This window comes from Sutterella parvirubra YIT 11816 (assembly GCF_000250875.1).
Lineage (GTDB): Bacteria > Pseudomonadota > Gammaproteobacteria > Burkholderiales > Burkholderiaceae_F > Sutterella > Sutterella parvirubra.
On the sequence record NZ_JH604988.1, the window covers coordinates 45,559 to 72,004 of the forward strand.

The 26,446-nt window shown below is 64.9% G+C and carries 22 protein-coding genes and 4 tRNA genes; 14 read left to right on the forward strand and 12 right to left on the reverse strand.

The window, feature by feature from the left end:
• A partial coding sequence (locus HMPREF9440_RS12055) for a lyase family protein (RefSeq protein WP_008542805.1) occupies nt 1–479 on the reverse strand: 479 nt, incomplete at its 3' end.
• A gap of 219 nt (nt 480–698) precedes the next feature.
• Here HMPREF9440_RS12055 and HMPREF9440_RS06995 point away from each other — a divergent pair.
• The 5 genes from HMPREF9440_RS06995 (at nt 699) to HMPREF9440_RS07015 (ending at nt 5,428) form a co-directional block, all read left to right on the forward strand.
• A tRNA-Pro gene (locus HMPREF9440_RS06995) sits at nt 699–775 on the forward strand.
• Nucleotides 776–794: 19 nt separating this feature from the next.
• A tRNA-Arg gene (locus HMPREF9440_RS07000) sits at nt 795–871 on the forward strand.
• Between the two features lie 18 nt (nt 872–889).
• Nucleotides 890–965 (forward strand) — tRNA-His (locus tag HMPREF9440_RS07005).
• 141 nt (nt 966–1,106) lie between these two features.
• Nucleotides 1,107–2,489 (forward strand): CDP-glycerol glycerophosphotransferase family protein, encoded by a 1,383-nt coding sequence (locus tag HMPREF9440_RS07010; protein ID WP_008542808.1) that lies wholly within the window; start codon nt 1,107–1,109, stop codon nt 2,487–2,489.
• The gene (locus HMPREF9440_RS07015; protein ID WP_008542809.1) at nt 2,483–5,428 is read left to right on the forward strand and encodes a YidC/Oxa1 family membrane protein insertase; all 2,946 of its coding nucleotides are present in this window, start codon (nt 2,483–2,485) and stop codon (nt 5,426–5,428) included. The genes HMPREF9440_RS07010 and HMPREF9440_RS07015 overlap by 7 nt, the downstream gene beginning before the upstream one ends.
• Nucleotides 5,429–5,476: 48 nt before the next feature.
• Here HMPREF9440_RS07015 and HMPREF9440_RS10710 read toward each other — a convergent pair whose 3' ends face one another.
• The 5 genes from HMPREF9440_RS10710 to HMPREF9440_RS07040 all read right to left on the reverse strand — a co-directional run bounded on the left by HMPREF9440_RS10710 (nt 5,477) and on the right by HMPREF9440_RS07040 (nt 10,797).
• On the reverse strand, nt 5,477–6,208 hold the full coding sequence (locus HMPREF9440_RS10710) for a LicD family protein (RefSeq protein ID WP_008542815.1): 732 nt from the start codon (nt 6,206–6,208) through the stop codon (nt 5,477–5,479).
• Nucleotides 6,209–6,319: 111 nt separating this feature from the next.
• Nucleotides 6,320–6,619, reverse strand: a complete 300-nt coding sequence (locus HMPREF9440_RS07025; RefSeq protein WP_008542816.1) for a hypothetical protein — start codon at nt 6,617–6,619, stop codon at nt 6,320–6,322.
• Between the two features lie 266 nt (nt 6,620–6,885).
• The gene (locus HMPREF9440_RS07030; protein WP_008542818.1) at nt 6,886–9,726 is read right to left on the reverse strand and encodes a valine--tRNA ligase; all 2,841 of its coding nucleotides are present in this window, start codon (nt 9,724–9,726) and stop codon (nt 6,886–6,888) included.
• A 128-nt stretch (nt 9,727–9,854) separates the two neighbouring features.
• A complete protein-coding gene (locus HMPREF9440_RS07035) occupies nt 9,855–10,352 on the reverse strand; it encodes a hypothetical protein (RefSeq protein ID WP_008542819.1) in 498 nt (165 codons plus the stop codon).
• Nucleotides 10,353–10,368: 16 nt separating this feature from the next.
• Nucleotides 10,369–10,797 (reverse strand): DNA polymerase III subunit chi, encoded by a 429-nt coding sequence (locus HMPREF9440_RS07040; RefSeq protein WP_008542820.1) that lies wholly within the window; start codon nt 10,795–10,797, stop codon nt 10,369–10,371.
• Nucleotides 10,798–11,011: 214 nt separating this feature from the next.
• On the opposite strand from HMPREF9440_RS07040, the gene HMPREF9440_RS07045 reads away from it, so the two are divergent.
• Nucleotides 11,012–11,087 (forward strand) — tRNA-Ala (locus HMPREF9440_RS07045).
• A 111-nt stretch (nt 11,088–11,198) separates the two neighbouring features.
• Here HMPREF9440_RS07045 and HMPREF9440_RS07050 read toward each other — a convergent pair.
• The 4 genes from HMPREF9440_RS07050 to HMPREF9440_RS07065 form a co-directional block, all read right to left on the reverse strand.
• Nucleotides 11,199–13,505 carry a RelA/SpoT family protein gene (locus tag HMPREF9440_RS07050; RefSeq protein WP_008542821.1) on the reverse strand — a complete coding sequence of 769 codons (2,307 nt, stop codon included), beginning with the start codon at nt 13,503–13,505 and terminating at the stop codon, nt 11,199–11,201.
• Nucleotides 13,506–13,637: 132 nt separating this feature from the next.
• The gene (gene rpoZ / locus HMPREF9440_RS07055) at nt 13,638–13,838 is read right to left on the reverse strand and encodes a DNA-directed RNA polymerase subunit omega (protein WP_008542823.1); all 201 of its coding nucleotides are present in this window, start codon (nt 13,836–13,838) and stop codon (nt 13,638–13,640) included.
• A gap of 125 nt (nt 13,839–13,963) precedes the next feature.
• Complete coding sequence (gene gmk, locus HMPREF9440_RS07060) at nt 13,964–14,629, reverse strand: guanylate kinase (RefSeq protein ID WP_008542825.1); 666 nt, start codon at nt 14,627–14,629, stop codon at nt 13,964–13,966.
• Nucleotides 14,630–14,637: 8 nt separating this feature from the next.
• Nucleotides 14,638–15,540 carry a YicC/YloC family endoribonuclease gene (locus HMPREF9440_RS07065; protein WP_008542826.1) on the reverse strand — a complete coding sequence of 301 codons (903 nt, stop codon included), beginning with the start codon at nt 15,538–15,540 and terminating at the stop codon, nt 14,638–14,640.
• 168 nt (nt 15,541–15,708) lie between these two features.
• Between HMPREF9440_RS07065 and rph the strand changes: the two genes are divergently transcribed.
• The 8 genes from rph to HMPREF9440_RS10715 all read left to right on the forward strand — a co-directional run bounded on the left by rph (nt 15,709) and on the right by HMPREF9440_RS10715 (nt 24,233).
• Nucleotides 15,709–16,446 (forward strand): ribonuclease PH, encoded by a 738-nt coding sequence (gene rph / locus HMPREF9440_RS07070; protein WP_008542828.1) that lies wholly within the window; start codon nt 15,709–15,711, stop codon nt 16,444–16,446.
• 31 nt (nt 16,447–16,477) lie between these two features.
• Complete coding sequence (rdgB, locus tag HMPREF9440_RS07075) at nt 16,478–17,086, forward strand: RdgB/HAM1 family non-canonical purine NTP pyrophosphatase (protein WP_008542830.1); 609 nt, start codon at nt 16,478–16,480, stop codon at nt 17,084–17,086.
• Nucleotides 17,083–18,279, forward strand: coding sequence for a radical SAM family heme chaperone HemW (hemW, locus tag HMPREF9440_RS07080; RefSeq protein WP_040764605.1), 1,197 nt, complete (start codon nt 17,083–17,085; stop codon nt 18,277–18,279). Before rdgB ends, hemW begins: the two co-directional genes overlap by 4 nt.
• Before the next feature lie 230 nt (nt 18,280–18,509).
• Nucleotides 18,510–19,922, forward strand: coding sequence for a type I glutamate--ammonia ligase (gene glnA, locus HMPREF9440_RS07085; RefSeq protein WP_008542833.1), 1,413 nt, complete (start codon nt 18,510–18,512; stop codon nt 19,920–19,922).
• 161 nt (nt 19,923–20,083) lie between these two features.
• Nucleotides 20,084–21,253, forward strand: coding sequence for a two-component system sensor histidine kinase NtrB (locus HMPREF9440_RS07090; RefSeq protein WP_087943851.1), 1,170 nt, complete (start codon nt 20,084–20,086; stop codon nt 21,251–21,253).
• On the forward strand, nt 21,246–22,907 hold the full coding sequence (gene ntrC / locus HMPREF9440_RS07095; RefSeq protein WP_008542836.1) for a nitrogen regulation protein NR(I): 1,662 nt from the start codon (nt 21,246–21,248) through the stop codon (nt 22,905–22,907). Before HMPREF9440_RS07090 ends, ntrC begins: the two co-directional genes overlap by 8 nt.
• 26 nt (nt 22,908–22,933) lie before the next feature.
• Entirely contained in the window at nt 22,934–23,680 is a 747-nt protein-coding gene (locus HMPREF9440_RS07100; RefSeq protein WP_148516516.1) for a hypothetical protein, read from the forward strand.
• Nucleotides 23,670–24,233: a hypothetical protein gene (locus tag HMPREF9440_RS10715; protein WP_148516519.1), complete on the forward strand. Its 564-nt coding sequence runs from the start codon at nt 23,670–23,672 to the stop codon at nt 24,231–24,233. Before HMPREF9440_RS07100 ends, HMPREF9440_RS10715 begins: the two co-directional genes overlap by 11 nt.
• A gap of 117 nt (nt 24,234–24,350) precedes the next feature.
• Here HMPREF9440_RS10715 and HMPREF9440_RS07110 read toward each other — a convergent pair whose 3' ends face one another.
• A complete protein-coding gene (locus HMPREF9440_RS07110; RefSeq protein WP_008542839.1) occupies nt 24,351–25,862 on the reverse strand; it encodes a tripartite tricarboxylate transporter permease in 1,512 nt (503 codons plus the stop codon).
• A gap of 5 nt (nt 25,863–25,867) precedes the next feature.
• On the reverse strand, nt 25,868–26,341 hold the full coding sequence (locus HMPREF9440_RS07115) for a tripartite tricarboxylate transporter TctB family protein (RefSeq protein WP_008542840.1): 474 nt from the start codon (nt 26,339–26,341) through the stop codon (nt 25,868–25,870).
• Nucleotides 26,342–26,446: the final 105 nt, after the last annotated feature.

A 26,446-nucleotide genomic window follows, 5' to 3' on the forward strand; every position in this document is an offset into this window, starting at 1 on the left:
TTCTTCTTCGCCTGGGCGACCAAGACCTCCTGGAGGTGTTCGACGCGGCGGATGATTTCGTCCGTTTCGGAACGCAGATAGAGGCGGATGTCGGTCGCCACCTGGTCGTTGCGGGAGCGCCCCGTGTGGAGTCGCTTCCCGGCGTCGCCGATCAGCGCGGTGAGGCGCGCCTCGATGTTGAGGTGGACGTCTTCGAGTTCGAGCTGCCACTCAAAGGCGCCCGAGGTGATTTCTTCGCGGATCTGGGCCATCCCGCGGCGGATGTCTTCGAGATCCTTCGTGCTGATGACGCCGATCTTTTCGAGCATCGTCGCGTGCGCGAGGGAACCTTCGATGTCGGCCAACGCCATGCGCTTGTCGAAGTCCACGCTCGCCGTGTAGCGGAGCACGAAGGCGTCCACGGGTTCGGAGAATCGGCCGGACCACGCCTTCTTCTTGGCGTGCAGCGGGTCGTTGGAATGGTCTTCTTGGTGGTTCATTGGAGATCCCGGTGGAAAGATGATTGGAGGGCCGCAAGGGGCGGAGAGCCGTGAGGCCCCCGTCAATCCCGCTGAGGCGGCGACATTTTAAGACCAAGCGCCCGCGCGGTGTTGCCGGCGCCGCACCCAAACGCCTTGCCGTGAAGGTGAGCTTTCGAAATGTAAATTTTTATGTATGAGTTGGCGGACGTACGTGCGTTCCCATACAATCAAACGTCTCGGGGTGTGGCGCAGTCTGGTAGCGCGCCTGCTTTGGGAGCAGGATGTCGGGAGTTCGAATCTCTTCACCCCGACCATGCAGCCTGTGCGGTTCGCCTGCCCGTAGCTCAGTAGGATAGAGCATCTGCCTTCTAAGCAGACGGTCGCGGGTTCGATTCCTGCCGGGCAGGCCACAGAATTCAAAGTTTGTGGTGGGAATAGCTCAGTTGGTAGAGTCCCGGATTGTGATTCCGGTTGTCGTGGGTTCGAGTCCCATTTCCCACCCCATCCACACAAAAGCCCGCATTCAGCCGAATCTGAATGCGGGCTTTTTCTTGTTTTTCGAGTTTCGGCCGGTTTGACGACCGGCTTTGAGGAAGGCGCCGCCGCCCCAGGGCCAAGGCGCCGTACCGGCGGAGTTGTGACGTGATGAATTTGCGAAAGGGGCCCAGCCGCCCCCAAGGCGCAGAGGCGCGCGCGGCGGCGCTCGCCGCCCTTTGGGCGGGAACGCTCCTTTGGGCGGCGCCCCAAGATGCCCACGCCTATCTGGATCCGGGCACGGGGAGCATGCTGCTCTCGATCGTGGTCGGGTTGGCGAGCTCTGGGTACTTCTTCATCCGGCGGCTTCCGTCGCTCATCCGCCAGGCGGTCTTTCGCATGAAGGGGGACGACAAGGCGCTCAGAAGCGGCGGCATCGTCTTCTACGCGGAGTCGCCCGCCTACTGGGGGACGTTCGAGCCGGTGCTGCGCGCCCTCTCGGAAATGGGCCAGAGCGTCACGTACCTCACCTCCGCCGAAAACGATCCGGTCTTTGAAGCCAATATCCCGGGCGTCTCCGCCCGCTTCATCGGAAAGGGGAACAGCGCCTACACGTCGCTAGGCTTCTTGGAGGCCGACATCTTCGTCCTCACGACCCCTGGGATCGACGTCCTGCAGATCCGGCGCTCCAAGGGCGTCAAGCGCTACGTCCATCTCGTTCACGCCGCCACCGACGCGCACGGCTACAAGCTCTTCAGCTTCGACTACTACGACGCCGTCTACTGCTCGGGCGAGCATCAGCGTCGGTCGCTTCGCCTCCTCGAAGCGAAGCGCGGCACCGCGCCGAAGGATCTTCCGCTTCTGGGCTGCCCCTACTTCGACCGCATGGTCGCGAAGCGCCGGAACTACCGCGCCGAACCCGAAGCGCGCACCGTGCTCGTGGCGCCCACCTGGGGCCGTGCGGGCCTTTTGACCCGCACGGGTTCTGCTGTTCCGAAAGCTCTGGCCGAGGCCGGTTGGAACGTCATCCTGAGGCCGCACCCGCAGAGCTTCGTCTCCGAAGCGGACCTCATGGACAAGCTCCAAACGGAACTCGCCTCCTACCCCAACATCCGCTGGGACCGTCAGCCCGACGGCTTTGAGAGCCTCTCCCGCGCGGAAGTGATGGTGTCCGACTTCTCGGGCGTCGTCTTCGACTTCGCGTTCGTGTTCGAACGTCCGGTCGTGACGATCGGGGACGGTTGGCAAAAGGACGGCTACGAAGCCTGGGACCTCGACGACTCTGCCTGGGAGATGGGCGTGCTGGATGCCGTCGGCACGCATTTGTCCGCGAACGAGACCGACCGCGTGCTTGCCGCCGTCGAGGCGCTCGCCGCGAACCCGCAGGACGCGTCTGAACGCATCCGCCACGTGAGGGACGCCGGGATCGTCAACTTCGGCGTAGCGGGCCGCCCCATCGCCGAAGCGCTCGTCCGTGACCTCGAAACGGTGCGCGGCGCAGCCGCGCACCGTTTCCCTGAAGCCGCCCCCGCGAAGGAGCCGACCCGATGCTGACCGTTCTCTACACCTTCTTCATCGCGCCCCTGGAGGCGCTGATGACGGCCGTGCTCGGCGCGGCCCACGATCTGATCGGCTCCTACGGTTGGTCCGTCGCCGTGATGAGCCTCGTCGTCAACACGCTGATCCTCCCCATCTACAACAAGGCGGAGAGCTGGCAGGAAGAGGAGCGCCGCATCAAGAAGGGGTTCGAAGCGACCGAGGCGATGATCAAGCGCACGTTCAAGGGGCAGGAGCGCTTCGCGATGCTGACCACGATGCGCCGTCAGCACGGCTATTCGGCGAGGCTCGCGCTCCGCTCCTCGCTCGGGTTCTTTCTCCAGATCCCGTTCTTCATCGCCGCATACCACCTGCTCTCCAACATGCCGGAACTGCGCGGCGTCGCCTTCGGCCCCATCACGGACCTGGGTGCGGCCGACGGTCTGATCAAGCTCGGGGGCTTTTCGATCAACGTGCTCCCGCTCCTGATGACGGCGGTGAATCTGCTCTCGGCCTTCGTCTACACCGCGTCGCTCTCGAAGCAGGACAAGATCCAGCTCTACGGGCTCTCGGCGCTCTTCCTCGTGCTTCTCTACGCGTCCCCGGCGGCGTTGACGCTCTACTGGACTCTCAACAACGTTTACTCGCTCGGCAAGAACATCGTCGAGAAGAGCCTGCTCCCGGCCTGGCGCGCGAAGCATGCCGACCGTACTGGCAGCGCCCCCGACGCTGCTGAGGGCGCGGCGTCCGCGCCCTCGAAGGGATTCGCGTGGGTGCTGGGGACCGGCGTCCTGCTGCTTCTCTACGCCGTGTGGGATACGAACGGCCTCTGGAAGAACACGATCGGCCTGGGCGGGATTCCCGATGCGGGCCGCTTGGAAGCCTTCCTCATGATGCTTGCGCTTTCGACGTCGCTCATCTCGGAAGGGCTCCGCCGCGTCCCAGCGGCGGAGCGTTGGGTCTTCATGAGCCGGGCGGGACGCATCCTGGCGCTCCTCAACGTCCTCTATCCTGCGGTGCTCTGCACGGGCGTCTTCGGCATCACGGCCGAGTGGTATCTGGCGCCCAAGGACCCGCCCGCGACCGTGTGGGCCTGTGCGGGTTCGGCCGTGCTCACCCTGGTGTTAGGGCTCTTCTCGATTCTTTCCGACAAAGTCTTTGCACCGCTCTCGCGCTTCTACCGTGAAGGCATGCGCACGGCGACGGTGGCGCTCCTCGTCTTGGGCGTCGCCGTCATGTTGGTGGGGCTCCCCGCACTCGTCCTCACTTCGGACCCGGATTCCGTCTCGACGACCTTCGACGTCGTGATGCCGCTCTTCGTCCTCGCGATGCTTTTTGCGGCCGTCTTCGCCGGGATCCTCTGCCGGGGGCTCCCGAAGGGCGCCGCCGTCGCGGTCTTCGCGACGGCGCTCTTTCTTGACCTCGCCCTGGCGGCCTACGCGTTCCTGCTCGTCGGCGACTACGGCCTCATCAACGGCGGGGAACTCGAGAAGACCCAGCCCCTCTACGACGCGATGAACGTTTGGAAGGACGCCGGGGCGCTTCTTGTCCTGGCGGCGGTCTCGGTCTTTGCCGTCAAGAGGCTCTCCACGCGCACCGTGCGGGACTTCTCGTCGCTCTTGACGGTCCTGGTCTTCGGCCTTTCCGCTCTGATGCTCGCCCCCTTGGCGGGTCGCGTTCCCGCGAAGGCGGTGCAGACGGAAAAGCCCGTACCGCCGGCCTCGTCCAAAGACCTCTTCACCTTCAGTGCTACGGGCAAGAACCTTCTCGTCGTCGTCTTCGACATGTACACGGCGGACCACTTCCTGCGGATCCTTGAGGAGCGCCCGGAATTGAAGGCAGCGTTCGAAGGCTTCACCTGGTACCGCGACACGACCGCCGCGGGGAGCGGCACGCTCCACGCGCTCGCGGTGACTGCGGGTGGGAACCGCTTCTCGGTGTCCGGCATCAACCGCGACAACGAGGGAAAGACCTTCGAGCAGCTCTACGGCGAAAGCTACGACCTGATTCCGAGCCTTTTGGGTGAGAGCTGGGACCGTGCCGTGATCGGGAGCATGTGGCCCTCTCCGAAGCCCCTCGCGTACCCCAACATAGGCTACGCGGAGCTGATGGACGGTTGGTTCGACTACTACTACCGCGAAACCTTTGAGGACGCGAAGAGCCGCGACCGCGCGGATGCGTTCGGTCGACTCCTCTCCATTTCGATCTTCAAGGCGGCGCCTTATTCGCTGCGCGGCAAGGTGTACGCGAACGGCCGTTGGTTGGCGTCCGCAAAGGAAACGCTGGACGGATTCAAGGCCTACGCCGCCGTTCGCCCCTGGGCGGACTTCAGCCGCGTGGTACCTTCGGGCGACGTCTACCGCTACGTCTACAGCGACGGCTCGCACACGGGACGCTACATCGGCGAGGACGGCCTGCCCTCGCTCGTCAAACCGGACACGCCTTCCGCCTGGAAGCGTGAGAATCCCGTGATCGACTTCAGCCACTACCTCTCCGAGCGTGCCTTCACGGAGCGCCTTGCCGATTGGCTCAACTGGATGCGTGTGAACGGCGTCTTCGACAACACCCGGATCGTTGTGACGGCCGACCACGGCGGCCGCGACAGCGTGACGCTCCTTGAAGGCATCGGACGGGTCCCCTACAAGGGCCGCATCGACGAAGACGTCGACAACCCGGGCATCCGCTATCCGCTTCTTCTCGTGAAGGACTTCGGTGGGAAGGGTGAGATGAAGGTGTCGGACGAGCCGATGACGAACGGCGACGTGCCGGATCTCATCCTGGCGGGTGTTCGTGAGCTGCCCGTGAAGTACAGAAGCGGCGTGGGTGATGCGGATCGCGTTCGTTTCTACGACTCCTGCAGCGACGCGAATCTTGCTCAGGAATCGATGAGCTGCTTTGTCTACGGCATCCGGGGCGACATGTTTGAGAAGTCGTCCTGGTCGTTGGAGGGTCGGTGAAGACGGATGGAGGGAGCGTTTTACGCTCCCTCAATCACTTCCGAACCCTCAGAAATCAATCCTGTGCACTCGGAACCGCCGCTTCGCAGGCGGCAGCGGCGTCATGAAGTCGGGACCGTACTGAATGCGGAGGTAGCTCTCCGGTACGCAAGGCCCAGGCATCTTCCTCCCGCAGAAGTCCAACTCGCGCCGGACGGGCAGGAACTTCTCCTTCGGGAAGCTGATGTCCTGATAGAGGTGGTGCGTGTAGCGGATTCGGGTCTTGTCCTCCTGACGGTCCGCCCATCCGCGAAGCAGGTTCCGAACGGGCTTGAGGGGGTACTTCACAAGGCTCTTGAAGATCCGCATGGGATGTCCCTTCGGGAGCTTGTGGCGATCATTGACCCATTGAAGGAGCCGCGTAAGCGGCTCCGCCATCGACCCCGTCTCCTTCATGACGAAGATGTCGATGAAGACGGGCTTCCAGTCGTCCAACCGCGGGGCACGCGCGTAGCGGAAGCGCTTGTCGTTCAACTTCGTAATGCGGGTGCGGTCGATCTCAAGAAAGTCGGGGAGCTCCACTTTGAGGAGCTTCTCAAACTCCTCCTCCATCATCATCACGTCGACGTCGTCGTCCCAGGGGATGAGCCCCTTGTGCCGGACGGCGCCCAAAAGCGTCCCGAAGGAGAGCATGTATTCGATGCCGTTCGCCCGGCAGAGGTCGTCGAAGTCAAAGAGTTGGCGGACGATGGCGGCGTGGTAGCGCTTCAGTTCGTCGTCGGTAAGGCCGGGAGCGGTCATGCGGAGGATCGGGTTGGAGGGTGGAAGGTCAAGACGGATTTTACGCGTGATCCTCCAAAAGAAACATCCACCGTCGCCGGTGGATGCCGAGGTGCGGAATCTTGGTCCGGGTCAGATGCGCGCGTAGATCTGCAGGAACTTGCCGAAGCCCGCTTCGGTTTCGGGAGCGGGAGCCTCCCAGGGGGATTCGGAAACGGCCGTGCCGAGCATGTCGGCGACCGTGAAGTAGCGCAGCTTGCGGGTGACGCCGGAGGTCGAGCCGCCTTCGGTCTGATAGGCCATCATGGTCACTTCATTGGCGCCGTTGAGCCCGTAGGCATAGGGGGAGACCACGCGGTCGTTGCCGTGGTAGCCGAAGGCCAGAGACTTCTTTTCTTCGATCGCCTTCGCGATCAGGTCGACTGTAGACATTTCTTTTCTCCCGGATTGAATGGTGTTCGTCGTGTTCGGAGGAGGGTATCCGCCGCGGGAGTCGAGGCTTCGCGCGAAATCCTCCTTTAAACCATTATGGCGGCAGGGGTAGACGGGTGTTCCGGAAAACCCAAGCGCGGAGTCATCAGGTCAAAGGATCGCGCGGACCCTGGGAGAATTCCCGATGTTTTGCCGTGCCCTTCGGTAGACGAAAGGCGCCCCGACCGCAAAGGTCGGGGCGCCTTCAAAGATCCGTCAGCGTTAGGTCAGGCCTTCGGGAGCTTCGCGAGTTGGGCGCTTACCTTGCCGAGGAGCTCGGTGAAGTCGGCCAAGCGCTGCTTTTCCGTTTCCACCACCGCGGCGGGGGCGCGAGCGACGAAGCGTTCGTTGCCGAGCTTCGCGTTGCACTTCGCGATTTCGCCTTCGAGGCGGGCGACTTCCTTCGAGAGGCGGTCGCGTTCGGCGGCGAGGTCGATTTCGACCTTGAGCATCATCTTGGCGTCGCCGATGATCGCCACCGGCGCGATCGTGCCTTCGGCTTTCGCGTCGAGGTTCTCGACGCGCTCCACGCCCTCAAGGCGCGCCAGCGCCGTGAGGTAGGGCGGGGCCATCGTGCAGAAGGCTTCGTCGGCTTCGAGAAGGAGCGGGACGCGGGTCGAGGGAGCGAGCTTCATTTCGCTTCGCAGATTGCGGATGCATTCGATCATGTCGCGCACCGCACGCATCTGACGTTCGGCCTCTTCGTCGTAGACGCTCTCGTCGGCGACGGGGTAGGACTGGATCATGACGGAGGTTTCCTCGTCGGCGCGGCGCACGCCGGCGACGACGGAGACCTTCTGCCAGAGCTCTTCCGTGATGAACGGAATGATCGGGTGCGCGAGGCGCAGCACCGTTTCGAGCACGGTGACGAGGGTGCGGCGCGTCGCGCGCGCGGCGGCCTCGTCGCCCTTGAGCTGCACCTTGGCGAGCTCCAGGTACCAGTCGCAGTAGAGGTTCCAGACGAAGCTGTAGATCGCGTTCGCGGCGTTGTCGAGGCGGTAGTCCTTGTAGGCCGCGGTGACTTCGGCGATGGTGCGGTTCAGTTCCGACGTGATCCAGCGGTCAGCGGGCGAGAAGCTCATCGGGAGCGAGGCGGTTTCGCCGACGCCGCAGTCCTGCCCCTCCACGTTCATCAGCACGAAGCGGGTGGCGTTCCAGAGCTTCGTGCAGAAGTTGCGGTAGCCCTCTGCACGCTTCAGGTCGAAGTTGACGTTGCGGCCCAAGGTCGCGTAGGCGGCCATGGTGAAGCGGAGCGCGTCGGCGCCGTGGGCGGCGATGCCCTCGGGATAGTTCTTGCGGAGCTTCGCTTCGACGACGGGCGCCTTTTCGGGCTGACGCAGACCGCGGGTGTTCTTCTGAACGAGGTTTTCGAGGTCGATCCCCTGAATGATGTCGAGGGGGTCGAGGGTGTTCCCTTCACTCTTCGACATCTTCTTACCTTCGGCGTCGCGCACGAGTCCGTGGATGTAGACGTCGCGGAAGGGGACGCGGCCGGTGAAGTGGCGCGTCATCATCACCATGCGGGCAACCCAGAAGAAGAGGATGTCGTAGCCCGTGACGAGGACGGTGCTGGGGAGGAACATGTCAAACGCCGCACGTTCGTCTTCCTTGGGATCCACGCCGCCCAAGGTCGAGAAGGGGACGAGCGCGGACGAGAACCACGTGTCGAGCACGTCTTCGTCCTGCGTGAGTGCAACGCCAACACCCGCCTTCGCCTGGGCTTCAGCTTCCGTGCGGGCGACGTAGACGTTCCCGGCTTCGTCGTACCAGGCCGGAATGCGGTGACCCCACCAGAGCTGACGCGAAATGCACCAGTCCTGAATGTTCTCAAGCCACTGGCGGTAGACGCCTCGCCATTCGGCCGGGAAGATGTTCACTTCGCCGGAGTTGACGGCGTCGAGACCCTCCTGGGCGATCGAACGGCCGGGGAAGCGCGTGCCTTCCGGCGCGGGCTTGCTCATCGCCATGTACCACTGGTCGGAGAGCATCGGCTCGACGACTTCACCCGTGCGGCCGACGTAGGGGACCATGTGCTTGTGGGGCTTGACGGCGACCAAAAGCCCCGCGGCCTCAAGGTCCGCGACCGCCGCCTTGCGGCAGGCGTAGCGGTCCATGCCGCGGTACTTCTCGGGCACGTTCTCGTTCATGGTCGCGGTCTTCGTGAGCACCGAGAGCATCGGAAGGTTGTGGCGGCGGCCGACTTCAAAGTCGTTGAAGTCGTGCGCCGGGGTGATCTTCACGCAGCCGGAGCCGAATTCGCGGTCGACGTATTCGTCGGCGATGACGGGGATCTCGCGGTCGGTGAGCGGGAGCTTCAGCATCTTGCCGACCAAGTGCGCGTAGCGCTCGTCCTCGGGGTGCACGGCCACGGCCTGGTCGCCGAAGAGCGTTTCCGGACGCGTCGTCGCGACGACGACGCCCTCGCCGCCGTCGGCGGCGGGGTAGCGGATTTCCCAAAGGTGCCCGTCCGTCTCCTTGCTTTCCACTTCAAGGTCGGAGACCGCGCTCTGGAGCTTCGGATCCCAGTTGACGAGACGGTTGCCGCGGTAGATGAGGCCCTGCTCGTAGAGGCGCACGAAGACGTCGATCACCGTGTCGGAGAGCTTCGGGTCCATCGTGAAGTAGGTGCGGTCCCAGTCGACGCTGTCGCCCAAGCGGCGCATCTGCGAGAGGATCGTGCCGCCCGAAAACTTCTGCCAATCCCAAATCTTTTCGATGAAGGCTTCGCGGCCGATGTCGCGGCGGTCGACGCCTTCTTTTTCGAGTTGACGCTCGACGACGATCTGCGTCGCGATGCCGGCGTGGTCGGTACCAGGGAGCCAGAGCGTGTTGTAACCCGCCATGCGGTGGTAGCGCGTGAGGGTGTCCATCACCGTCTGGTTGAAGGCGTGCCCCATGTGAAGGATCCCGGTGATGTTCGGGGGCGGGAGCTGGATGGAGAAGCCGGGCTTCTTCGGATCAAGGCCGGCGCGGAAGTACCCGCGCTTTTCCCAAATCGGGTACCAACGCGCCTCAATCTCCTGAGGCTCGAAACTCTTGGCGAGTTCAGGCGTGGATTGTTCAGACATTTGTTTTTCTTCCGATGGCTGAGGGGGTCAACGCCGGAAGAGAACGCCCCGATTGCGGGGCGTTCTCTTCCGGCGGGAAAGGTGTTTCATTGTCGCACGAAGCGGCCCGCCCGTTGGGCGAACCCGGGTCAATTCTGAGGCTTCAGCGCGGCCACGTCGATTCGTCGCAGTTCCTTCATCACCGTCTGCTGCACGATGGGGCCGATCGAGCGTTCGACGTCGCTCCGTGCACGCTGAAGGGCGTTCCCGAGCGACATGTCGAGCGCTTCGCGGAGGTGTTCGCGAAGCGCCTGCTCGATTTTGGGCGCAACCATCTCGGCCAGGCGACGGAGGTCGTCGTCCGTGAGCGGCGCGGGCGCAGGTGCGGGTGCGGGTGCGGGTGTCGGTTGGGCTGGCGCAGCTGGTTCCGCCGGGGGAACGGGGGCGGCGGCTTCAAAGGCAGCCGCCGCAGGCGCGTCCGTGCGGACCTCAGTCCGCGGCGCCTGCACCGTTTCCGGGCGCACCAACGTCGGCTCCTGAGGCGTGGCCTCCGCCAACGCCCGGACCTCACCCCAGGTGAGGCGCACGCGCGACTTGAGTTCCGTCGTCTCGGGGTGCAGGGACAAGGTGGGTTCTTTGCGTTCCATAGGGGCGTCCTAACGGTCAGGGTTTGCGGTCGTAGGCGGCGAGCTCGACCCCCGCCGCCTTGTAGGCGCGGTAGCGGGCGCGGGAGCGCTCAAGTTCCGAGGGTTCGGTGCTCACGACGTCGATGATGCGCTCAAAGCGCCCGAACTCCGTCTGCCAGTCGGCGGGAAGTTCGTCGTCCAAAAGAAGCAGCACGTCGCCCGAGAGCGTCTTGAGGTCCGTCGACCAACAAATCGGCGTTTCGGCCGCCAACGGGCTCTCCGCACGGACGTGCGGCAGGAAGGCGAGGTCGTCGAAGCGCCAGAGGAGCGAGTCGAGGTCGCGCAGGCGCCGCTCGTCCCGGCACCAAAGCGCCAACGACATCCCCCGCCGGTAGACCGTTCTCGCCACGAGGCAGGCGTAGCGGAGCCTGTGCGGGACGTTGTAGTGAAAGTCGATCTTCTTCATGCGAGGGCGTAGGCGGTGGTATTTCGGGGATGCTCAAGGTCTCCTAACTATACGCGAAGCGCCGCGGTGAAACGCCGCTCTCCCTCTCGTGGAGGAACTCTGCTGATACCGCAAACACGGTATTTTGAGAAAACACCCCTTGCGCGAGGAATGCCAAATGTGCACAATTCACATCCTACAGCGACGGCATGAAGGTGCCGACGCCTCCAACGATGGGGGGGTAGCTCAGCTGGGAGAGCGCTGCGTTCGCAATGCAGAGGTCGGGAGTTCGATCCTCCTCCTCTCCACCATCACGAAGCCCGAAACGTCTGATGCGTTTCGGGCTTTTCCTTATTTGGCGTCCGAAGAAACTTGTTTGAGGTCCTGCGGCTTGTGCCGCAAGACCTCTCAACCTCAACGCCTCAGTCCATCACCCTCTTCACCTTCTTCACCGCATCGTTCTGTCGGAGCGTGCGCATGACGTGAATGAGGTGGCTGCTGTCGCGCACCTGCACGGTGACGGTGACGACGGGGTTGGGACTCTCCTCCGTGAGCGACAACCCGATGATGCTGGAGCGCGCCTCCGCGACGCTGGTCGCCACGGTGGCGAGACCCGCATGGGCGTCCGTGACGGTCACGGCCAATTCCACCGCAAAGACGCTCCCCGGCTTCGGATCGCCCCACTGCACTTCCATCCAACGGGTGGGGTCCGCCTGCATGCCGTGTTCGGCATGCGGGCAGTCCCGGCGGTGGACGGTGAGTCCGGCGCCGGGTCGACCGAACCCGCAGATCTTGTCGCCCGGGATCGGGTGACAGCAGTCCGCGAGCTTCACCGCGGCGCCTTCGGTGCCGCGGATGACGACGGTCGGGCGTTCAGCCTGTTCGCCCAAGGCGCTGATGCGGTGCAGGAGCGCCGCCGGGAGCAGCTTCCCGAGGCCGATCTGTTCGAAGAGTTCGTCTTCATCCTCCACGCCGAAGTCGCGGAGCACGCGTTCGCGCAGTTCCGTACGGAAGGGTGTGAGGTCGATCCCCTGTTCTTCGGCCACGGCTTCCAAGGCCGCGCGGCCCAATGTCACGCTTTCCTCCCGCTTGCTGTTTCTCAGGTACTGACGGATTTCCGCTCGGGCTTTGCCTGAGTGGACGTGCTCCAACCACTCCGGCGTCGGCGTCGGATGGTCGGCGCGGATGATTTGGACGAGATCGCCGTTTCTGAGCTCAGAAGAGAGCGGTCGCGTTTCGCCGTTGATCTTCGCCGCACGGGCGGTGTTCCCGACTTCGGTGTGAATCTCGTAGGCGAAGTCGATCGCCGACGACCCTTTCGGGAGCGAGATGATCTTCCCGGCAGGCGTGAAGACGTAGACGCGGTTCGGGAAAAGGTCGACCTTGATGTTTTCGAGGAATTCCTGGCTGTCCGTGCTGTTGCGTTGGATTTCCAGAAGGTTCTGGAGCCAGGCGGTTGTCTTCGACTGGAGGTCGTCGGTGCCTTCGTCCGTGTTGTAGAGCCAGTGCACGAGGATCCCGTCCTCGTCGATGCGGTGCATCGTCTCGGTGCGGATCTGGTATTCGACGGGTGTGCCGTCCGGGCCGATCACCGTGGTGTGAAGGCTCTGGTAGCCGTTCGTCTTCGGGATCGCGATGAAGTCCTTGAAGCGGGCGTGAACCGGTTTGTAGAGGCGGTGAAGGGCACCCAACGTCAGGTAGCAGTCTTCAAGCGAATGCACCACGACGCGGAAACCGTAGATGTCCAGAGCTTCCGTGAGCGACTGGTGCTTTTCGCGCATCTTGTTGTAGATGCCGTAGATCGTTTTGTCGCGGCCGAGAATTCTGCAGCGGATGCCGTCTCGCGAGAGGTGCTCACGCGTGGCGTTCAGAATCTGCTCCAGGATTTGACGGCGCTCTTGGCGTCGGCGGAGAACGTTTCCGTAGAGCACCTTGTAGCGAAGCGGATAGCGGTTCGCGAAGCTCAGTTCCTGAAGCTCGCGGAAAACGTTGTTCATGCCGAGGCGGTGTGCGATCGGTACGTAGATGTCGAGCGTCTCACGCGCAATGCGTGCGCGCTTTTCCGGGCGCATGACGCCCAATGTTCTGAGGTTGTGCAGTCGGTCGGCGAGCTTCACCAAGATGACGCGCACGTCTTTGGACATGGCGAGGAGCATCTTGCGGAAGCTCTCCGCTTGGGCGACTTCGTTTGAAGAGAAGCGGAGCTTGTCGAGCTTGGAGACGCCGTCGACCAATTCCGCCACCGCCACGCCGAACTTCTCCACCATTTCGCGCTTGCCGATGGGGGTGTCTTCGAGCACGTCGTGCATGAGCCCCGCTTCGATCGTCTCCGCATCCATCTTCCAGGAGGCGAGAATCGACGCAACGGCGATCGGATGGGTGATGTAGGGTTCACCCGACTTTCGGAATTGGCCGAGGTGCGCGTTGTCCGCGTAGCGGTACGCTTCGCGGATCTTCTCGACGTCCGCGGTCGAGAGGAAGAGCCGGCACCGGTCGATCAGTTGGTCCGCGGTCGTGAGCACCTTCGGCCCCTGCGGCGTGAAGAGCGGCAGGTCCGCGTCCGGAAGCGTTTCCGGCGTGGGCGAAATGGGGATCGGCGCACGCGCGTGCCGTGCGAAGCGGAAGGGCGCAATGGGTTTGCGCGGCGGCATCGGCATCGGAGGCGAGGTGAGCCCGTCTTCCTTGGTGGCGTACAAGTCGTCGGGGTATTCGTAGACGTCGACGGACATGGCGGATCCTCTGCGGGGAGAACTGATCGACACGAGGGGTTGAACAAAAACGGCCGGCGCGCTTCCGCGTGTCGAGCGGAAGCGGACCGGCCATGCTGCCAGCGCTTCAGAAAGCGCGCGCGTCTTTTAAGTTTACGGCACGCGCTTGAGCATTTCGAGACCGACGTCGCCGTGGGCGATTTCGCGAAGCGCCAAAACGACGGGCTTGTCCTTGGCTTCGACCTTGGGCGTGTCGCCCTGAGTCAGCTGACGCGCGCGGTAGGCGGCGACGAGCACCATCTGGAAGCGGTTCGGGATCTTCTTGAGGCAGTCTTCAACGGTAATGCGGGCCATCTTGATTGACGTAGGGTTTGATGGGTGTTCGGATGGCGGTCGACGGTCGTCGACGACCAAAGGGCGGAGGCGACACCTCTAAGAGGCGCCGCGGCATCCGCCCGCGGTGAAACTTCGCTTGGGGCTTACTCCTGCGCCGCGCCCGAGGGAACGGGCACGCCCAAACTCGCAAAGGTGTCCTTGTGGCGGACGGCCTGCTGCGCGTAGGCGAGGCGGCTCGCCGTCACGACGGCGACAAGCTGCGAGAGTGCCGTATCGAAGTCTTCGTTGATTATAACGTACTCGAATTCCGGGGCATGCGCCATCTCGGCGCCGGCGCCGAGGAGGCGTCGCGTGATCGTCTGAGGGGAGTCGGTACCGCGATGGTTGAGCCGCCACTCCAAGGCTTCGATCGAGGGCGGCAGGATGAAGATCCCGATCGTCCCCGCAAAGCGCGAGCGGACCTGGCGGGCACCCTGCCAGTCGATTTCAAGGAGCACGTCGTTTCCGGCAGCCATCTCCTTTTCGATCCACACGCGGCTCGTGCCGTAGTGGTTGCCGTGCACGAGGGCGGACTCGAGGAATTCGCCGCGGGCTTCCATCGCGAGGAATTCCTTTTCGGTGACGAAGTGATATTCGCGGCCGTTTTCCTCACCCGGGCGCGGCGCACGGGTCGTGTGCGAGATGGAGAGGCGGATCCCGGGCTCACGCGCAAGGAGCGCGTTCACCAGGGTGGACTTCCCGGCGCCCGAAGGGGCCGTCACCAAAAAGAGACGGCCGGCGTGGTCGGCCTGACGGTGGTTTTCTGTCATGGTGGTACTCACTCGAGATTCTGAATCTGTTCGCGGAGCTGCTCGATCACGACCTTGAGCGCCATGGAGGCGTTGGTCATTTCGATGGCGGCGGCTTTGGAACCGAGGGTGTTCGCCTCACGGTTCATTTCCTGCGCCATGAAGTCGAGTCGGCGGCCGACGGGGCCGCCTTTTTCCAAAATGCGGCGGACTTCGTTGAGGTGCGTGACGAGGCGGTTCATCTCTTCGTCGACGTCGAGACGAATGGCGTAGAGCGTCACTTCCTGGCGGATGCGATCCGACACCTCTTCACGGGTGAGCGTGCTCTTTTCCGTCAGCGCCGAGGCGAGGGCGTCTTCAAGACGCTCGGTGAGCTTTCCTACGACGTGCGCGATGATGCGGGGGATTTCGGCGCGGACCTCTTCGACGGTCGCCTCCATCTGGGCGCAGTAGTCGAGGAGCACCTTGGCGAGGGCTTCGCCCTCGCGGCGGCGCGCCGCCGAGAAGGCGGTGAGCGCTTCGTCCAACACCTTGAGGATGCTGGCCGCAAGTTCGTCGCGGTCGGCTCCCCCCGTTTCGGCGATCCCGGGCATCTCGAGAAGTTCGGCGACGGTGAGCGGCGGCGTTTCCGGGATCACCTTCCGGATGGACGCCTGAAGTTCCGCGATGCGGCGAAGCGCCGAATCGTTCAGCGCCGTCGGAAGGCCCGCATCGGAAGCCTTCAGCGAAATGCGGACTTCCATCTTGCCGCGGGCGACGCGCTTTTGGATCTGTTCGCGGACGAGTCCGTCCGCGAAGCGGAGCGACTCGTCCATCCGGAGCGTCAGGTCAAGGAATCGTGAATTGACGGCGCGGCACTCGATCGAAATCTTCCCCAAAGGGGAGAGACCTTCGGCGACGGCGTAGCCCGTCATGCTCGATACGGCATGCATGGGATGAATCCTCAAAAGGGTTGTTCTCAATGCTTGCGGCACCGCAGGAACGCTTCGTCGGCACTGCGGCCGGCCGCTTGGGCCGCATTGTAATGGGCAAGGACGCTCAGTGATTAGAATGAACCCCACCAATCGACAACCATTGGGCATCAGCCGGAGACAGACAAGATGGAATCGACCGCAAGTGCGCCCCGCGCCGACGGACGCCGCACTGATGAAATCCGCCCCGTCACCTTCCAAAGGGGCTTCACCAAGTACGCCGAAGGGAGCGTGCTCATTGCCATGGGCGACACGAAGGTGCTCTGCACCGCGAGCGTGACGCCGGGCGTCCCCGCTTTCCTCCGTGGTCAGGGCGAAGGTTGGGTGACGGCGGAGTACGGACTTCTCCCCCGCTCGACCGGGACGCGCTGCGACCGTGAGGCCGCGCGCGGCAAGCAGAGCGGCCGCACGCAGGAAATTCAGCGCCTCATAGGCCGCAGCCTCCGCGCGGCGGTCGACAGGAAGCGTCTCGGCGAATGGACGATCCAGATCGACTGCGACGTCCTGCAGGCGGACGGCGGCACCCGCTGCGCCTCGATTACGGGCGCCTGGGTGGCGCTTCGTGACGCCGTGGACGGGATGCTTGAGAAAGGCCAAATCGAGAGCGATCCGATCATCGCGCAGGTGAGTGCGGTCTCGGTGGGCGTCGTGGACGGCCACCCGGTGCTCGACCTCAACTACGTGGAGGACAGCGCCTGCGGCACCGACATGAACGTCGTGATGACGGCGGCGGGCGGTTTCGTCGAGATCCAGGGGACGGCCGAAGGCGCGCCCTTTACCGATGAGGAGCTCACGGAGCTCATCCGACTCGCAAAGAAGGGGAATGCGGAACTCGCCCGCCTTCAGTCGGAAGCGCTCGGCCGCTGACGCCCTCAACCCCTACGAACCAGGAACCCAAATGGAACAACCGCAGAAAAAGCTCGTCCTCGCTTCCGACAACAAGGGGAAGCTTCGCGAATTTCAGGCGATGTTTTCGCCCCTCGGCGTCGACGTGGCGCCGCAGGGCGCCTTCGGCGTGACGAGCGCGGAGGAACCCTTCCGCACCTTCCTTGAAAACGCGCTCGCCAAAGCGCGGCACGCCTCCGCCCAAACGGGGTTGCCCGCCATGGCGGACGATTCTGGGATCTGCGTCGACGCTTTAGGCGGTGCGCCGGGCGTTTGGTCCGCGCGCTTTGCGGGCGAAGACGCGGACGATGCCGCCAACAACCGTCTTCTCGTCGAAAAACTCCAAGGCGCGGCTTCCCGCCGCGCACACTACATGTGCGTGCTCGTCGCGGTAAGGTCTCCGGAAGACCCGGAGCCCTTGGTCGCCGAAGGCGTTTGGCAGGGTGAGGTGGTCGACCAACCGAAGGGTGAGGGCGGTTTCGGCTACGACCCGCACTTCCTCGTGCCGGAATTGGGCCGCACCGCGGCCGAACTCACGGCTGAAGAAAAGAACGCGCGCAGCCACCGCGGCCGCGCGCTCGCCGTCATGGCGAAGCTTCTGAAGGACCGTTGGCAGTGGTGAGCGTTCAGCCCCAACGTCTCTTGGACATTCCCCTCGGGCTCTACGTCCATTGGCCATGGTGCGTGCGGAAGTGTCCGTACTGCGACTTCAATTCGCACCGCTCGCCCGCGGTGCTGCCCGAAGACCGCTACGTCGATGCGCTTCTTGCGGAGCTTGACCGCCGCGCCGAAACGGTGGAAGGCCGCACCGTCGAGTCGATCTTCATCGGGGGCGGGACGCCGAGTCTGATGTCGGGTGAGGCGGTCCGGCGACTGATGGAGGGCATCCGCTCGCGCGTCGATGTGGCGGCCGATGCAGAAGTCACTCTGGAAGCCAATCCCGGGGCGTCCGACGAAGCGAAGTTCGAAGCCTTCCGGCGGGCGGGCGTCAACCGCCTGTCGCTCGGCATCCAAAGCTTCTCGGATGAGAGGCTCCGCGCCATCGGTCGCATCCACGATGCGGCGCGCGCCCGCGAAGCGGTGCGCGCGGCGGGACGCGTCTTTGAGAATTTCAACCTCGACGTGATGTTCGCGCTCCCCGGCGAATCGGTCGGGGAGCTCGCCCGCGAGTTGGACGAAGCCGTTTCCTCCGGAGCGACGCACCTGTCCTTCTACCAACTTACGATCGAGCCCGGCACGGCGTTCGCGAAGCGTACGCCGGAGAACCTCCCTGACGAGGACCTCACCGCCGACATGGGCGAGATGGTGGCGGAGAAGTTGGCTGCCGCAGGGTTCGAGCACTATGAAGTCTCGGGCTACGCCCGCCCGGGTCTGCGCACGCGACACAACCTCATCTACTGGACTTTCGGCGACTACCTGGCGTTGGGGGCGGGTGCGCACTCCAAGGTGACGACGGCAAGTCCCGAAGGGGAACTCCTCATCCGACGCGAGCAGCGTTGGGCGTCGCCCGCGAAATACATGGAGGCGGTCGAAGCCGGCGATTCGGGCCGCTTCGGCACGGAAGCGGCGCTCACCGTCGATGCGGAGGCGCTTCCCTTCGAATTCATGCTGAATGCGTTGCGCCTCACCGATGGGGTCGAGGCGAAGCTCTTTGAAGTGCGGACGGGGTTGCCCCTTTCCGTCATCGAACCCACGTTGGTGAGGCTCCGCCGCGAAGGACTCTTGGTCGACGACCCGTCACGGATCCGCACGACGCCCAAGGGGCTCGCCTTCCTCTCCGACGTCCAGGAACGCTTTCTGGAGACTTCCGAATAACGAGCATGCGCACCAATTTGGTGCGCATGCTTCATGGAAACCCTGCGCCATATGGGCGCAGGCACCCAAACCCCGGCATAATGTGCGGGTTCGGGTGCGAAGGCCCAGCCCCGCTTTTTGGCATGCAGGTTGCTTGACCCTGGGCGTAAGGGCTTCCGCCCACCGGAATTTGTTTTCGGCCGACCGTAGAGCACCAACGCGACCGGTCCGGCCTTTATGGAGTACGCAAGATGACGTCCGCCGCTGATGTGCTGCAGATGATTAAGGACAACGACGTGAAGTACGTGGACTACCGCTTCACGGACATGCTGGGGAAGGAAATGCACCTCACGGTGCCCGCCCATCGTGTCGACGACGACGTGTTCGAGCTCGGGCAGGCCTTCGACGGCTCGTCCTTCGCCGGCTGGCGCGGCATCGAAGCGTCCGACATGATGCTTCTCCCGGACCCGGCCACGGCCCGCATGGACCCGTTCCGCGAGGCGAACACGCTGGTTCTCACGTGCGACGTGCTGGAGCCCACGACCGGCAAGGGCTACGAGCGCGATCCGCGCTCGTGCGCGCGCCGCGCCGAGGCCTACCTCAAGTCGACGGGGATCGGCGACACGGCCTACTTCGGTCCCGAACCCGAATTCTTCATCTTCGACAGCGTCGCCTGGGATCTGAAGCCGGGCCACAGCTTCTTCAAGATCGGTTCCGAAGAAGCCCCCTGGTCCTCGGGTCTTGACCTCGAAGGCGGCAACCTCGGCCACCGCAACCGCATGAAGGGCGGCTACTTCCCGGTCCCGCCGTGCGACTCGCTCCACGACATCCGCACCGAGATGTGCACGCTGATCGAGCAGCAGGGCGTCCCGGTCGAAATCCACCACCACGAAGTGGCGGGCGCCGGCCAGTGCGAAATCGGCACGAAGTTCAGCACGCTCGTCGAGCGCGCCGACTGGACGCAGATCACGAAGTACACGATCTGGAACGTCGCGGCCGCCTACGGGAAGACGGCGACCTTCATGCCGAAGCCCGTCGAAGGCGACAACGGTTCCGGGATGCACGTCCATCAGTCGATCTGGAAGGACGGCGAAAACCTCTTCGCCGGGAACGGTTATTCGGGCCTCTCCGACCTGGCGCTCTACTACATCGGCGGCATCATCAAGCACGCCCGTGCGCTGAACGCCATCACGAATCCGGGCATCAACTCCTACAAGCGTCTGGTGCCGGGCTTTGAAGCCCCGGTGAAGTTGGCGTACTCCGCCCGCAACCGTTCCGCTTCGATCCGCATTCCGCATGTGACGAGCCCGAAGGCCCGCCGCGTGGAGGTGCGCTTCCCCGATCCGCTCTGCAATCCGTACCTCGGCTTCGCCGCGATGCTGATGGCGGGCTTGGACGGGATCGAAAACAAGATCCATCCGGGCGAAGCGGCCGACAAGAACCTCTACGATCTGCCGCCCGAAGAAAACGCGAAGATCCCGACCGTCGCCCCGTCGCTCGAAGTTGCGCTCGACGCGCTCGACGCCGACCGCGACTTCCTCCTCAAAGGCGGGGTCTTCACGAACGACATGATCGACGCGTACATCGCCCTGAAGCGCAAGGAAGTTCTCCGCGCGCAGATGGCCGTGACGCCGCTCGACTTCGATCTCTACTTCTCGCACTGATGCCGGGGCCGGACGGACGCCCGGGAAGGGATCGAACCCCACGCAGGGTAAGCGAACGGCGGTCCGGCGGACCGCCGTTTTGCGCAGAAGGGCCCTTCCAAAATTTCCCGCCCGTCCCGTCTGCCCCATTCAGTCCCTTCCCCATCCTGAAGAAGGCCGCCATGACTCCTCCGCAAAATCACCGTCCGGTGCGCGACGCACATCCCGTATTGCTTTCGCCTACGGCGAAAGCCTGGGCGGACGCGCTCTCCGCGGCGATGGTTTGGGTGGATGCCGAGGGGCGCCTTCTCGAACTCAACCTCGCCGCGGAGGCGATGACGGGGCGCACGCGAAAGAGTGCGCTCGAAACCCCCGCCGCGGCGCTCTTTCCCGAGCTTGCGGAGTGGCTCGGGAAAGAGGGTGCCGTGCGAGGGACGATCGCCGTCGAGACGGCGGAGGGTACCCGCCGTACGATGGCGGCGGCGCTCTCCGCGCTCTCTGACGAAGGCGTGCGCGTTCTGGAGCTTACCGACCTGCAGGGCGTCCTGGAAGAAGCCCGCGCAGGCGTTGAGCGCGACGTGCGCGCCGCGAACGCGACGCTCCTCCGGAACCTCGCGCACGAAATCAAGAACCCTTTGGGCGGGATCCGGGGCGCGGCGCAGCTTCTGCGCAGCGAACTCACGAACCCCGACGATCTGGAATGCGTCGGCGTGGTGCTCTCAGAAACCGAGCGTTTGATGCGCCTCACGGAGCGGATCCTCTCTCCCTATAGGCCGCAGCGCGCCGACGCGAGGGCGAACCTGCTGCCGGTCCTTGAGCGCGTGCGCCGCGTCGTCGAAAAGGATCTCCCTGAATCGGTGGAACTCGTCCGCGACTACGACATTTCCTTGCCCGCCGTGAAGGGCGACGAAGAGCGCCTCACGCAGGTCTTCCTGAACCTTGCGACGAATGCCCTCGAAGCGCTCGCCCGGCAGGGCGGGGGCGGGACGGTGCGCATCCGGACGCGCATCGTGCGCGATGCGCGGCTCCTTGAGGGGCCCGTCCGTCAGGCGGCGTCGGTCGAGGTGGAGGACGACGGCCCCGGCGTTCCGGACGAACTCCAGGAGCAGATCTTCTACCCGCTCGTGACGACCCGCGCCGAGGGGACGGGCTTGGGACTTGCGTTGGTGAAGAGCTGCGTCGAGGGTTGCGGTGGCGCCGTGCAGTTGGAGAGTCGGCCCGGACGAACCGTCTTCCGGGTACTTCTCCCTCTGGCGCCGCCCGACCTGAGCAACTCGATCCCCAATGCTCCCGACTCCACCACATCTGCAGCCACCCCTTCATCCACCCCGAACGGAACCCGCCATGAATGAAAGGACCGACATGACCGACGACCGCACCGAAGGTGCCGAGGGCCCCGTTTGGATCGCCGACGACGACCGCTCCATCCGCTGGGTGCTTGAAAAGGCGCTCACGCGGGCCGGGATCACGTTCCGTGCGTTCGACCGAGGGGATGCGGTCTTGAGGGCGTTGGAGGACGGCGCGGAGGCGCCGCTCGTCCTCGTCTCGGACGTGCGCATGCCGGGGATCTCCGGCACGGACCTGCTCACCAAGGTCGCGGAGGCGCATCCCGAGATGCCCGTCATCATCATGACGGCCTTCTCCGACCTGGAGAGCGCCGTGACTGCGTTTCGCGGCGGCGCGTTCGAGTACCTCGCGAAGCCCTTCGACATCGAGGGCGCGGTGGAATTGATCCGCCGCGCGATGGCCGAGGGGCGGCGTCGCCGCCCCACGGGGTGTCCGGCGGAAGCCGGGGCTGCCGCTCCCGCCGCTCCGGCATCGAAACCGACGACGAAGGCCTCGGCCGACCGTTCGTCCACCCCGGCGTGGTCCGACGACATGGTGGGGGCGGCCCCCGCCATGCAGGAGCTCTACCGTGCGATCGGGCGCTTGGCGAAAAGCACGGCGACCGTGCTCATCACGGGCGAATCCGGTGTCGGTAAGGAAGTGGTCGCGCGGGAAATCTGGCGCCACAGTCCCCGAAGCCACCGACCCTACGTCGCCATCAACATGGCGGCGATCCCGAAGGAACTTTTGGAGAGCGAACTCTTCGGGCACGAAAAGGGCGCCTTCACGGGCGCGGTGGCGACGCATCAGGGGCGCTTCGAGCAGGCTCGCGGAGGGACGATCTTTTTGGATGAAATCGGCGACATGCCGATGGAACTTCAGACGAGGCTTCTGCGGGTGCTGAGCAGCGGCTCCTTCTACCGCGTGGGCGGGCGGGAACTCCTCACGGCGGACGTGCGCGTGCTGGCCGCCACCAACCGCGACCTTGAAGCCATGGTCGCGGAAGGGCGCTTCCGCGAAGACCTCTACCATCGTCTTCACGTCATCCGGCTGCGCATCCCGCCGCTCCGTGAGCGCCGTGAGGACGTGGCGCCCCTGTGCCGGCACTTCCTCACGGCGGGCGCCGCCCGCTTCGGGGTCGAGCCCCGGGTGTTGACGCCCGAAGCCCTCGCCAAGCTCGAAGCCTTTCCCTTCCCGGGAAACGTCCGTCAGTTGGAGAACATCTGCCGGTGGCTCCTCGTGATGGCGCCGTCGATTGAGGTGCGCCCCGAAGACCTTCCGCCGGAAGTTTTGGAGGGAGACGTGCTCTTGGGGCATGCGGGTCATGCGGCCCAGGCGCCTTCCGTATCCTCCGCACTCAGGACGGCGGGAGCGTCGTCTGCGGGGTACGCCCCCTCTGAAGCGCCTGCCGCCGAGGGTGCGGTTGCGCCCTCGGACGACTGGTGCGCCGTGCTCCGCACGGAAGTGGGGAAGCGTTGGGACGCGATGCGCGCGTCGGGGGATGGCGACGGTCTCCTTTGGGATGCGCTGATCGACGACTTTGAACGCACGGTCATTTTGGAGGCGCTTCGCCGCACGCGTGGGCGGCGCCTTGAAGCGGCCGCCCACTTGGGGTTGGGCCGCAACACGCTCTCCCGAAAGATCCGGGAGTTGGGGCTCGAACCCTGGGGGCGCGACTGATGGGGCGCCCGGCTGAGCCCGCCCGGGTGAATCCGCCGGGAACGGCGGAGACGCCCGAAAACGCCTCCGGCGGCGTTCTCATCGTGGCGCTCCCCGGCATGGGACCGGAGCGCCCGCTCGAACCCGAGGGCGTCGATCCCGAGTCCTGGACCGAAATGTTGGAGCGTCCGCGCGGTCTCATCACCGCGACGCAGGTCGACCGCGGTCCTTACGTGCGCCGCGCGCTCGCGTGGCTCTCGTCGGCGGGATTCGACGTCAACGCGGCCTCCCGGCACTTCGCCGTCATGACGTGGCCTGGCCCGTCGGAGGATGCGTGCGAGGATTCGTCGGCACACAACGCAAGCGGGCGCCGCATGGTTCCTCCGGAGGCCAAGGGGGCGAGGCTCCCCAGATGGTTGGCCGCGAACGCCCAAGGCTTCCTGGAGGTCTCGGCAAGGCGTCGCCCCAAGTTGGTCGTTTTTCTTTCGGGGGCGATGTTGGAGGCGACGGAGTCGCCGGAACTCGCCTCATCCGTCACGGACATCTACGGCCCCCCTCAGACGCCGCCCTGCCGCCTCACCGACACCCGTCTTGCGGTTTGGGCGCAGCGGCGCCGGGAGGCGCTCTTCCTGGCGCTTCCGGTCTCCGCCGCGCAGGCGACGCCTGCGTTTGAAGCGGCGTTGGCCGAAGGCTTGGGACGGTTGCTCCGAACCATGGCGCCCGCGTCGACCGCCGGGGCCGACACGCGTCCCCGGACGCATCTTGTCCGAGGTGAACACGCCCATGAAGGTTGATCTGCCGATGCCGCCCTCGCGGTGTCGCCGCGGTTGGATGCTTTGGTACCTGTGGGGACTCCTCGGCACCGCCCTGACGCTCGAAGGCACGACGGTCGAGAGCCTTGACGGCGCGGCGCTCCCGATGGCCTTCTGGCTTTCCGCTCCCTTTTGGGTGCTCTTTGCGGCCTGGCCCTTCATGTGGGGTTGGAACCGTCTCCGCGCCCGGCGTCTTTGGGGTGAAGAAGCGTTGGATGTGCAGGGGCCCGACGGCACGGTCGTCACCGTGGTGCGCGGGCGGATGCCGGGTGAGCGGGACGCGGCGCCCGATCTGTGGGTGCCGCTTTCGGCTCTGTCGTCGGTATTGGGGGAAGGGGCGGCGCTCCCCGCAGGGCTTGGACCCGCCCTCGCTCTGCCCGGCATCGCCGAGGAGGGCGTGCTTCTCTCTGGCTTGGTGCGTTGGAGGACGGCTTCGGTGGAGTCAACGCCGGATGGGCAGGGGCAACACGTCCGCACGCCGGAAGAAGAGACGCTGAGCGACTGGGTGCTCGCGTTGACGACGCTGCTCGACTGAGCTTGGGTGGTCGGCGGAAGATGAAAACGCATCAGGAGCGCCGGGCGCCCCTGATGCGTTGTGGGTGAGGAATGGACCGACTCAGCCGTTCCCGCCGTCTCCGCCGTCTCAATCGTTTCAGTCGTCCTCAGCGAAGGCCTTCTCGCGCCCCGAGCGGATCGCCGGGACGGTGACGATGAGAAGAAGCAGAAGCGACGCGATCAGAAGGCCGGCGCTCACCGGGCTCTCGACGAAGGTGAGGAGGTCGCCGCGGGAAAGCAGAAGCGCGCGGCGGAAGTTTTCCTCCAACATGGGCCCCAGAAGGAAGCCGAGAAGCAGCGGCGCGCATTCGCACCCCAGCTTCGCGAAGATCCACCCCAAGACGCCGAACCCCATCATGAGCCAGATGTCGAAGACGCTGTTGTTGACGGAGTAGACGCCGACCGCGCAGAAGAGCAGGATCGCCGGGTAGAGCAGACGGTAGGGGACGCGAAGAAGACGAACCCAAACGCCGATCAAGGGGAGGTTCAGAACCAAGAGGAACGCGTTCCCCAACCACATCGAGACGATGAGGCCCCAGAAGAGTTCCGGGTTGGAGCTCATCACCTGCGGCCCCGGCGTGATGTCGTGGAGCATCATCGCGCCGATCATGAGGGCCATGACGGCGTTCGACGGGATCCCGAGTGTCAACATCGGGATGAAGCTTGTCTGCGCGCCCGCGTTGTTGGCGGACTCGGGGCCCGCCACGCCGCGGATGTTCCCTTCGCCGAAGGGCGGGTTCGCCTTGGCGCCCGCCAACTTCTTCTCCAACGTGTAGGAGGCGAAGGACGACAAAAGCGCGCCGCCCCCGGGAAGGATCCCGAGGAAGCTCCCGATCAGGGTGCCGCGGGCGATCGGACCGGCCGAAGCCTTCCACTCCTCCTTGTTGGGAAGAAGGCGGCCCACGCTCGAAGGCGCCGCCGCGGAGCGGTCGGCCGCTTCAAGGTTGCGGGCGATTTCGGCAAGCCCGTAGATCCCCATCGAAATCGGCACGAAGTCGATCCCGTCCATGAGTTCATCAAGTCCGAAGACGTAGCGGAGGGCGCCGGACTGCACGTCCATGCCGATGAGCCCCAAGAGGACCCCGACGAAGATCATCCCGACCGCCTTGATGAGGGACCCGCTCGCCAACACCACCGCACCGGTGAGGCCCAGAATCATGAGACTGAAGTATTCTCGCGCGCCGAAGGCGAAGGCCACCTGCGTCAGGGGTTCCGCAAAGGCGGCGATCAGCATCGTGGAGAAGCACCCCGCGATGAAGCTCCCCAAGGCGGCTATGCCGAGCGCCGCCCCGGCGCGGCCCTGCCGCGCCAAGCGATGGCCGTCCAAGCACGTCACCACGGCGGAGGCTTCGCCCGGGATGTTGACGAGAATCGCGGCGGTGGAGCCGCCGTATTGCGCCCCGTAGTAGATGCCGGCCAGGAGAATCAGCGCGCTCGCGGGGTCGAGTGCGTAGGTGAGCGGCAGCAGCATCGCCACCGTGGCGACGGGGCCGAGACCGGGGAGGACGCCGACGAGCGTCCCCAAACCGACCCCCGCCAGGCAGTAGGCGAGGTTCGCGAGCGAGACGGCCTGGCTCCAGCCGAGTGCGAGGTTGGCCCAAATGTCCATGGTGCTCACCCCCGCGAGAAGACGGCGTCAAGGTCGGGCCAGAAGTCGACCTGAAGGCCGATCCCGGTCACGAAGATGACGGAAACGAAGAAGGCGAGGCCGACCGAGAGCAGAAACGCCTCCCAACGGCGCTCCCGCGGGTGCGCGAGCGACGAGATCCAAGCGGCGAGTGCGGAGGAGAGAAAGAGCCCGACGTGCTCGAAGGTGAGCCCGAAGACGAGGGACGCCAAGAGGAGGATGACGATCCCGAAGACGGAGCGGCCTCCTCGGAGCGCTTCGCCCGTGCGGCCGCCGAGGCCCCGCGCCGTCAGGATGACGCCGATGATGCCTAGGGCGGCTGCCGTCAGCCGCGGAAAGCCCGAGGGCCCAAGGTGGGCGAGTTCGCCCACACCCGAAGCGGGCACCGTGAAGTAGGCGCCCGCGGCGATGGCGATGAAGAGAAGGCCGGCGGTGAAGTCTTGGGGTTTGGTGATCCGCATGGGTGAGGGTGGAACGACGTTCGCTGTAGAGATTCGGTCCATTGTATCGGCAGGCGCCTTCCGCGCCCTACGCAAAAGTCGTTATCCGGGTCGTAAGAACCCAAG

Bases quoted from the DNA above. Each gene is read 5' to 3' on its own strand.
- HMPREF9440_RS07010 (WP_008542808.1), top strand. From the start codon at position 1,107: ATGAATTTGCGAAAGGGGCCCAGCCGCCCCCAAGGCGCAGAGGCGCGC.
- HMPREF9440_RS07015 (WP_008542809.1), top strand. From the start codon at position 2,483: ATGCTGACCGTTCTCTACACCTTCTTCATCGCGCCCCTGGAGGCGCTG.
- HMPREF9440_RS10710 (WP_008542815.1), bottom strand. From the start codon at position 6,208: ATGACCGCTCCCGGCCTTACCGACGACGAACTGAAGCGCTACCACGCC.
- HMPREF9440_RS07025 (WP_008542816.1), bottom strand. From the start codon at position 6,619: ATGTCTACAGTCGACCTGATCGCGAAGGCGATCGAAGAAAAGAAGTCT.
- HMPREF9440_RS07030 (WP_008542818.1), bottom strand. From the start codon at position 9,726: ATGTCTGAACAATCCACGCCTGAACTCGCCAAGAGTTTCGAGCCTCAG.
- HMPREF9440_RS07035 (WP_008542819.1), bottom strand. From the start codon at position 10,352: ATGGAACGCAAAGAACCCACCTTGTCCCTGCACCCCGAGACGACGGAA.
- HMPREF9440_RS07040 (WP_008542820.1), bottom strand. From the start codon at position 10,797: ATGAAGAAGATCGACTTTCACTACAACGTCCCGCACAGGCTCCGCTAC.
- HMPREF9440_RS07050 (WP_008542821.1), bottom strand. From the start codon at position 13,505: ATGTCCGTCGACGTCTACGAATACCCCGACGACTTGTACGCCACCAAG.
- rpoZ (WP_008542823.1), bottom strand. From the start codon at position 13,838: ATGGCCCGCATTACCGTTGAAGACTGCCTCAAGAAGATCCCGAACCGC.
- gmk (WP_008542825.1), bottom strand. From the start codon at position 14,629: ATGACAGAAAACCACCGTCAGGCCGACCACGCCGGCCGTCTCTTTTTG.
- HMPREF9440_RS07065 (WP_008542826.1), bottom strand. From the start codon at position 15,540: ATGCATGCCGTATCGAGCATGACGGGCTACGCCGTCGCCGAAGGTCTC.
- rph (WP_008542828.1), top strand. From the start codon at position 15,709: ATGGAATCGACCGCAAGTGCGCCCCGCGCCGACGGACGCCGCACTGAT.
- rdgB (WP_008542830.1), top strand. From the start codon at position 16,478: ATGGAACAACCGCAGAAAAAGCTCGTCCTCGCTTCCGACAACAAGGGG.
- glnA (WP_008542833.1), top strand. From the start codon at position 18,510: ATGACGTCCGCCGCTGATGTGCTGCAGATGATTAAGGACAACGACGTG.
- HMPREF9440_RS07090 (WP_087943851.1), top strand. From the start codon at position 20,084: ATGACTCCTCCGCAAAATCACCGTCCGGTGCGCGACGCACATCCCGTA.
- ntrC (WP_008542836.1), top strand. From the start codon at position 21,246: ATGAATGAAAGGACCGACATGACCGACGACCGCACCGAAGGTGCCGAG.
- HMPREF9440_RS10715 (WP_148516519.1), top strand. From the start codon at position 23,670: ATGAAGGTTGATCTGCCGATGCCGCCCTCGCGGTGTCGCCGCGGTTGG.
- HMPREF9440_RS07110 (WP_008542839.1), bottom strand. From the start codon at position 25,862: ATGGACATTTGGGCCAACCTCGCACTCGGCTGGAGCCAGGCCGTCTCG.
- HMPREF9440_RS07115 (WP_008542840.1), bottom strand. From the start codon at position 26,341: ATGCGGATCACCAAACCCCAAGACTTCACCGCCGGCCTTCTCTTCATC.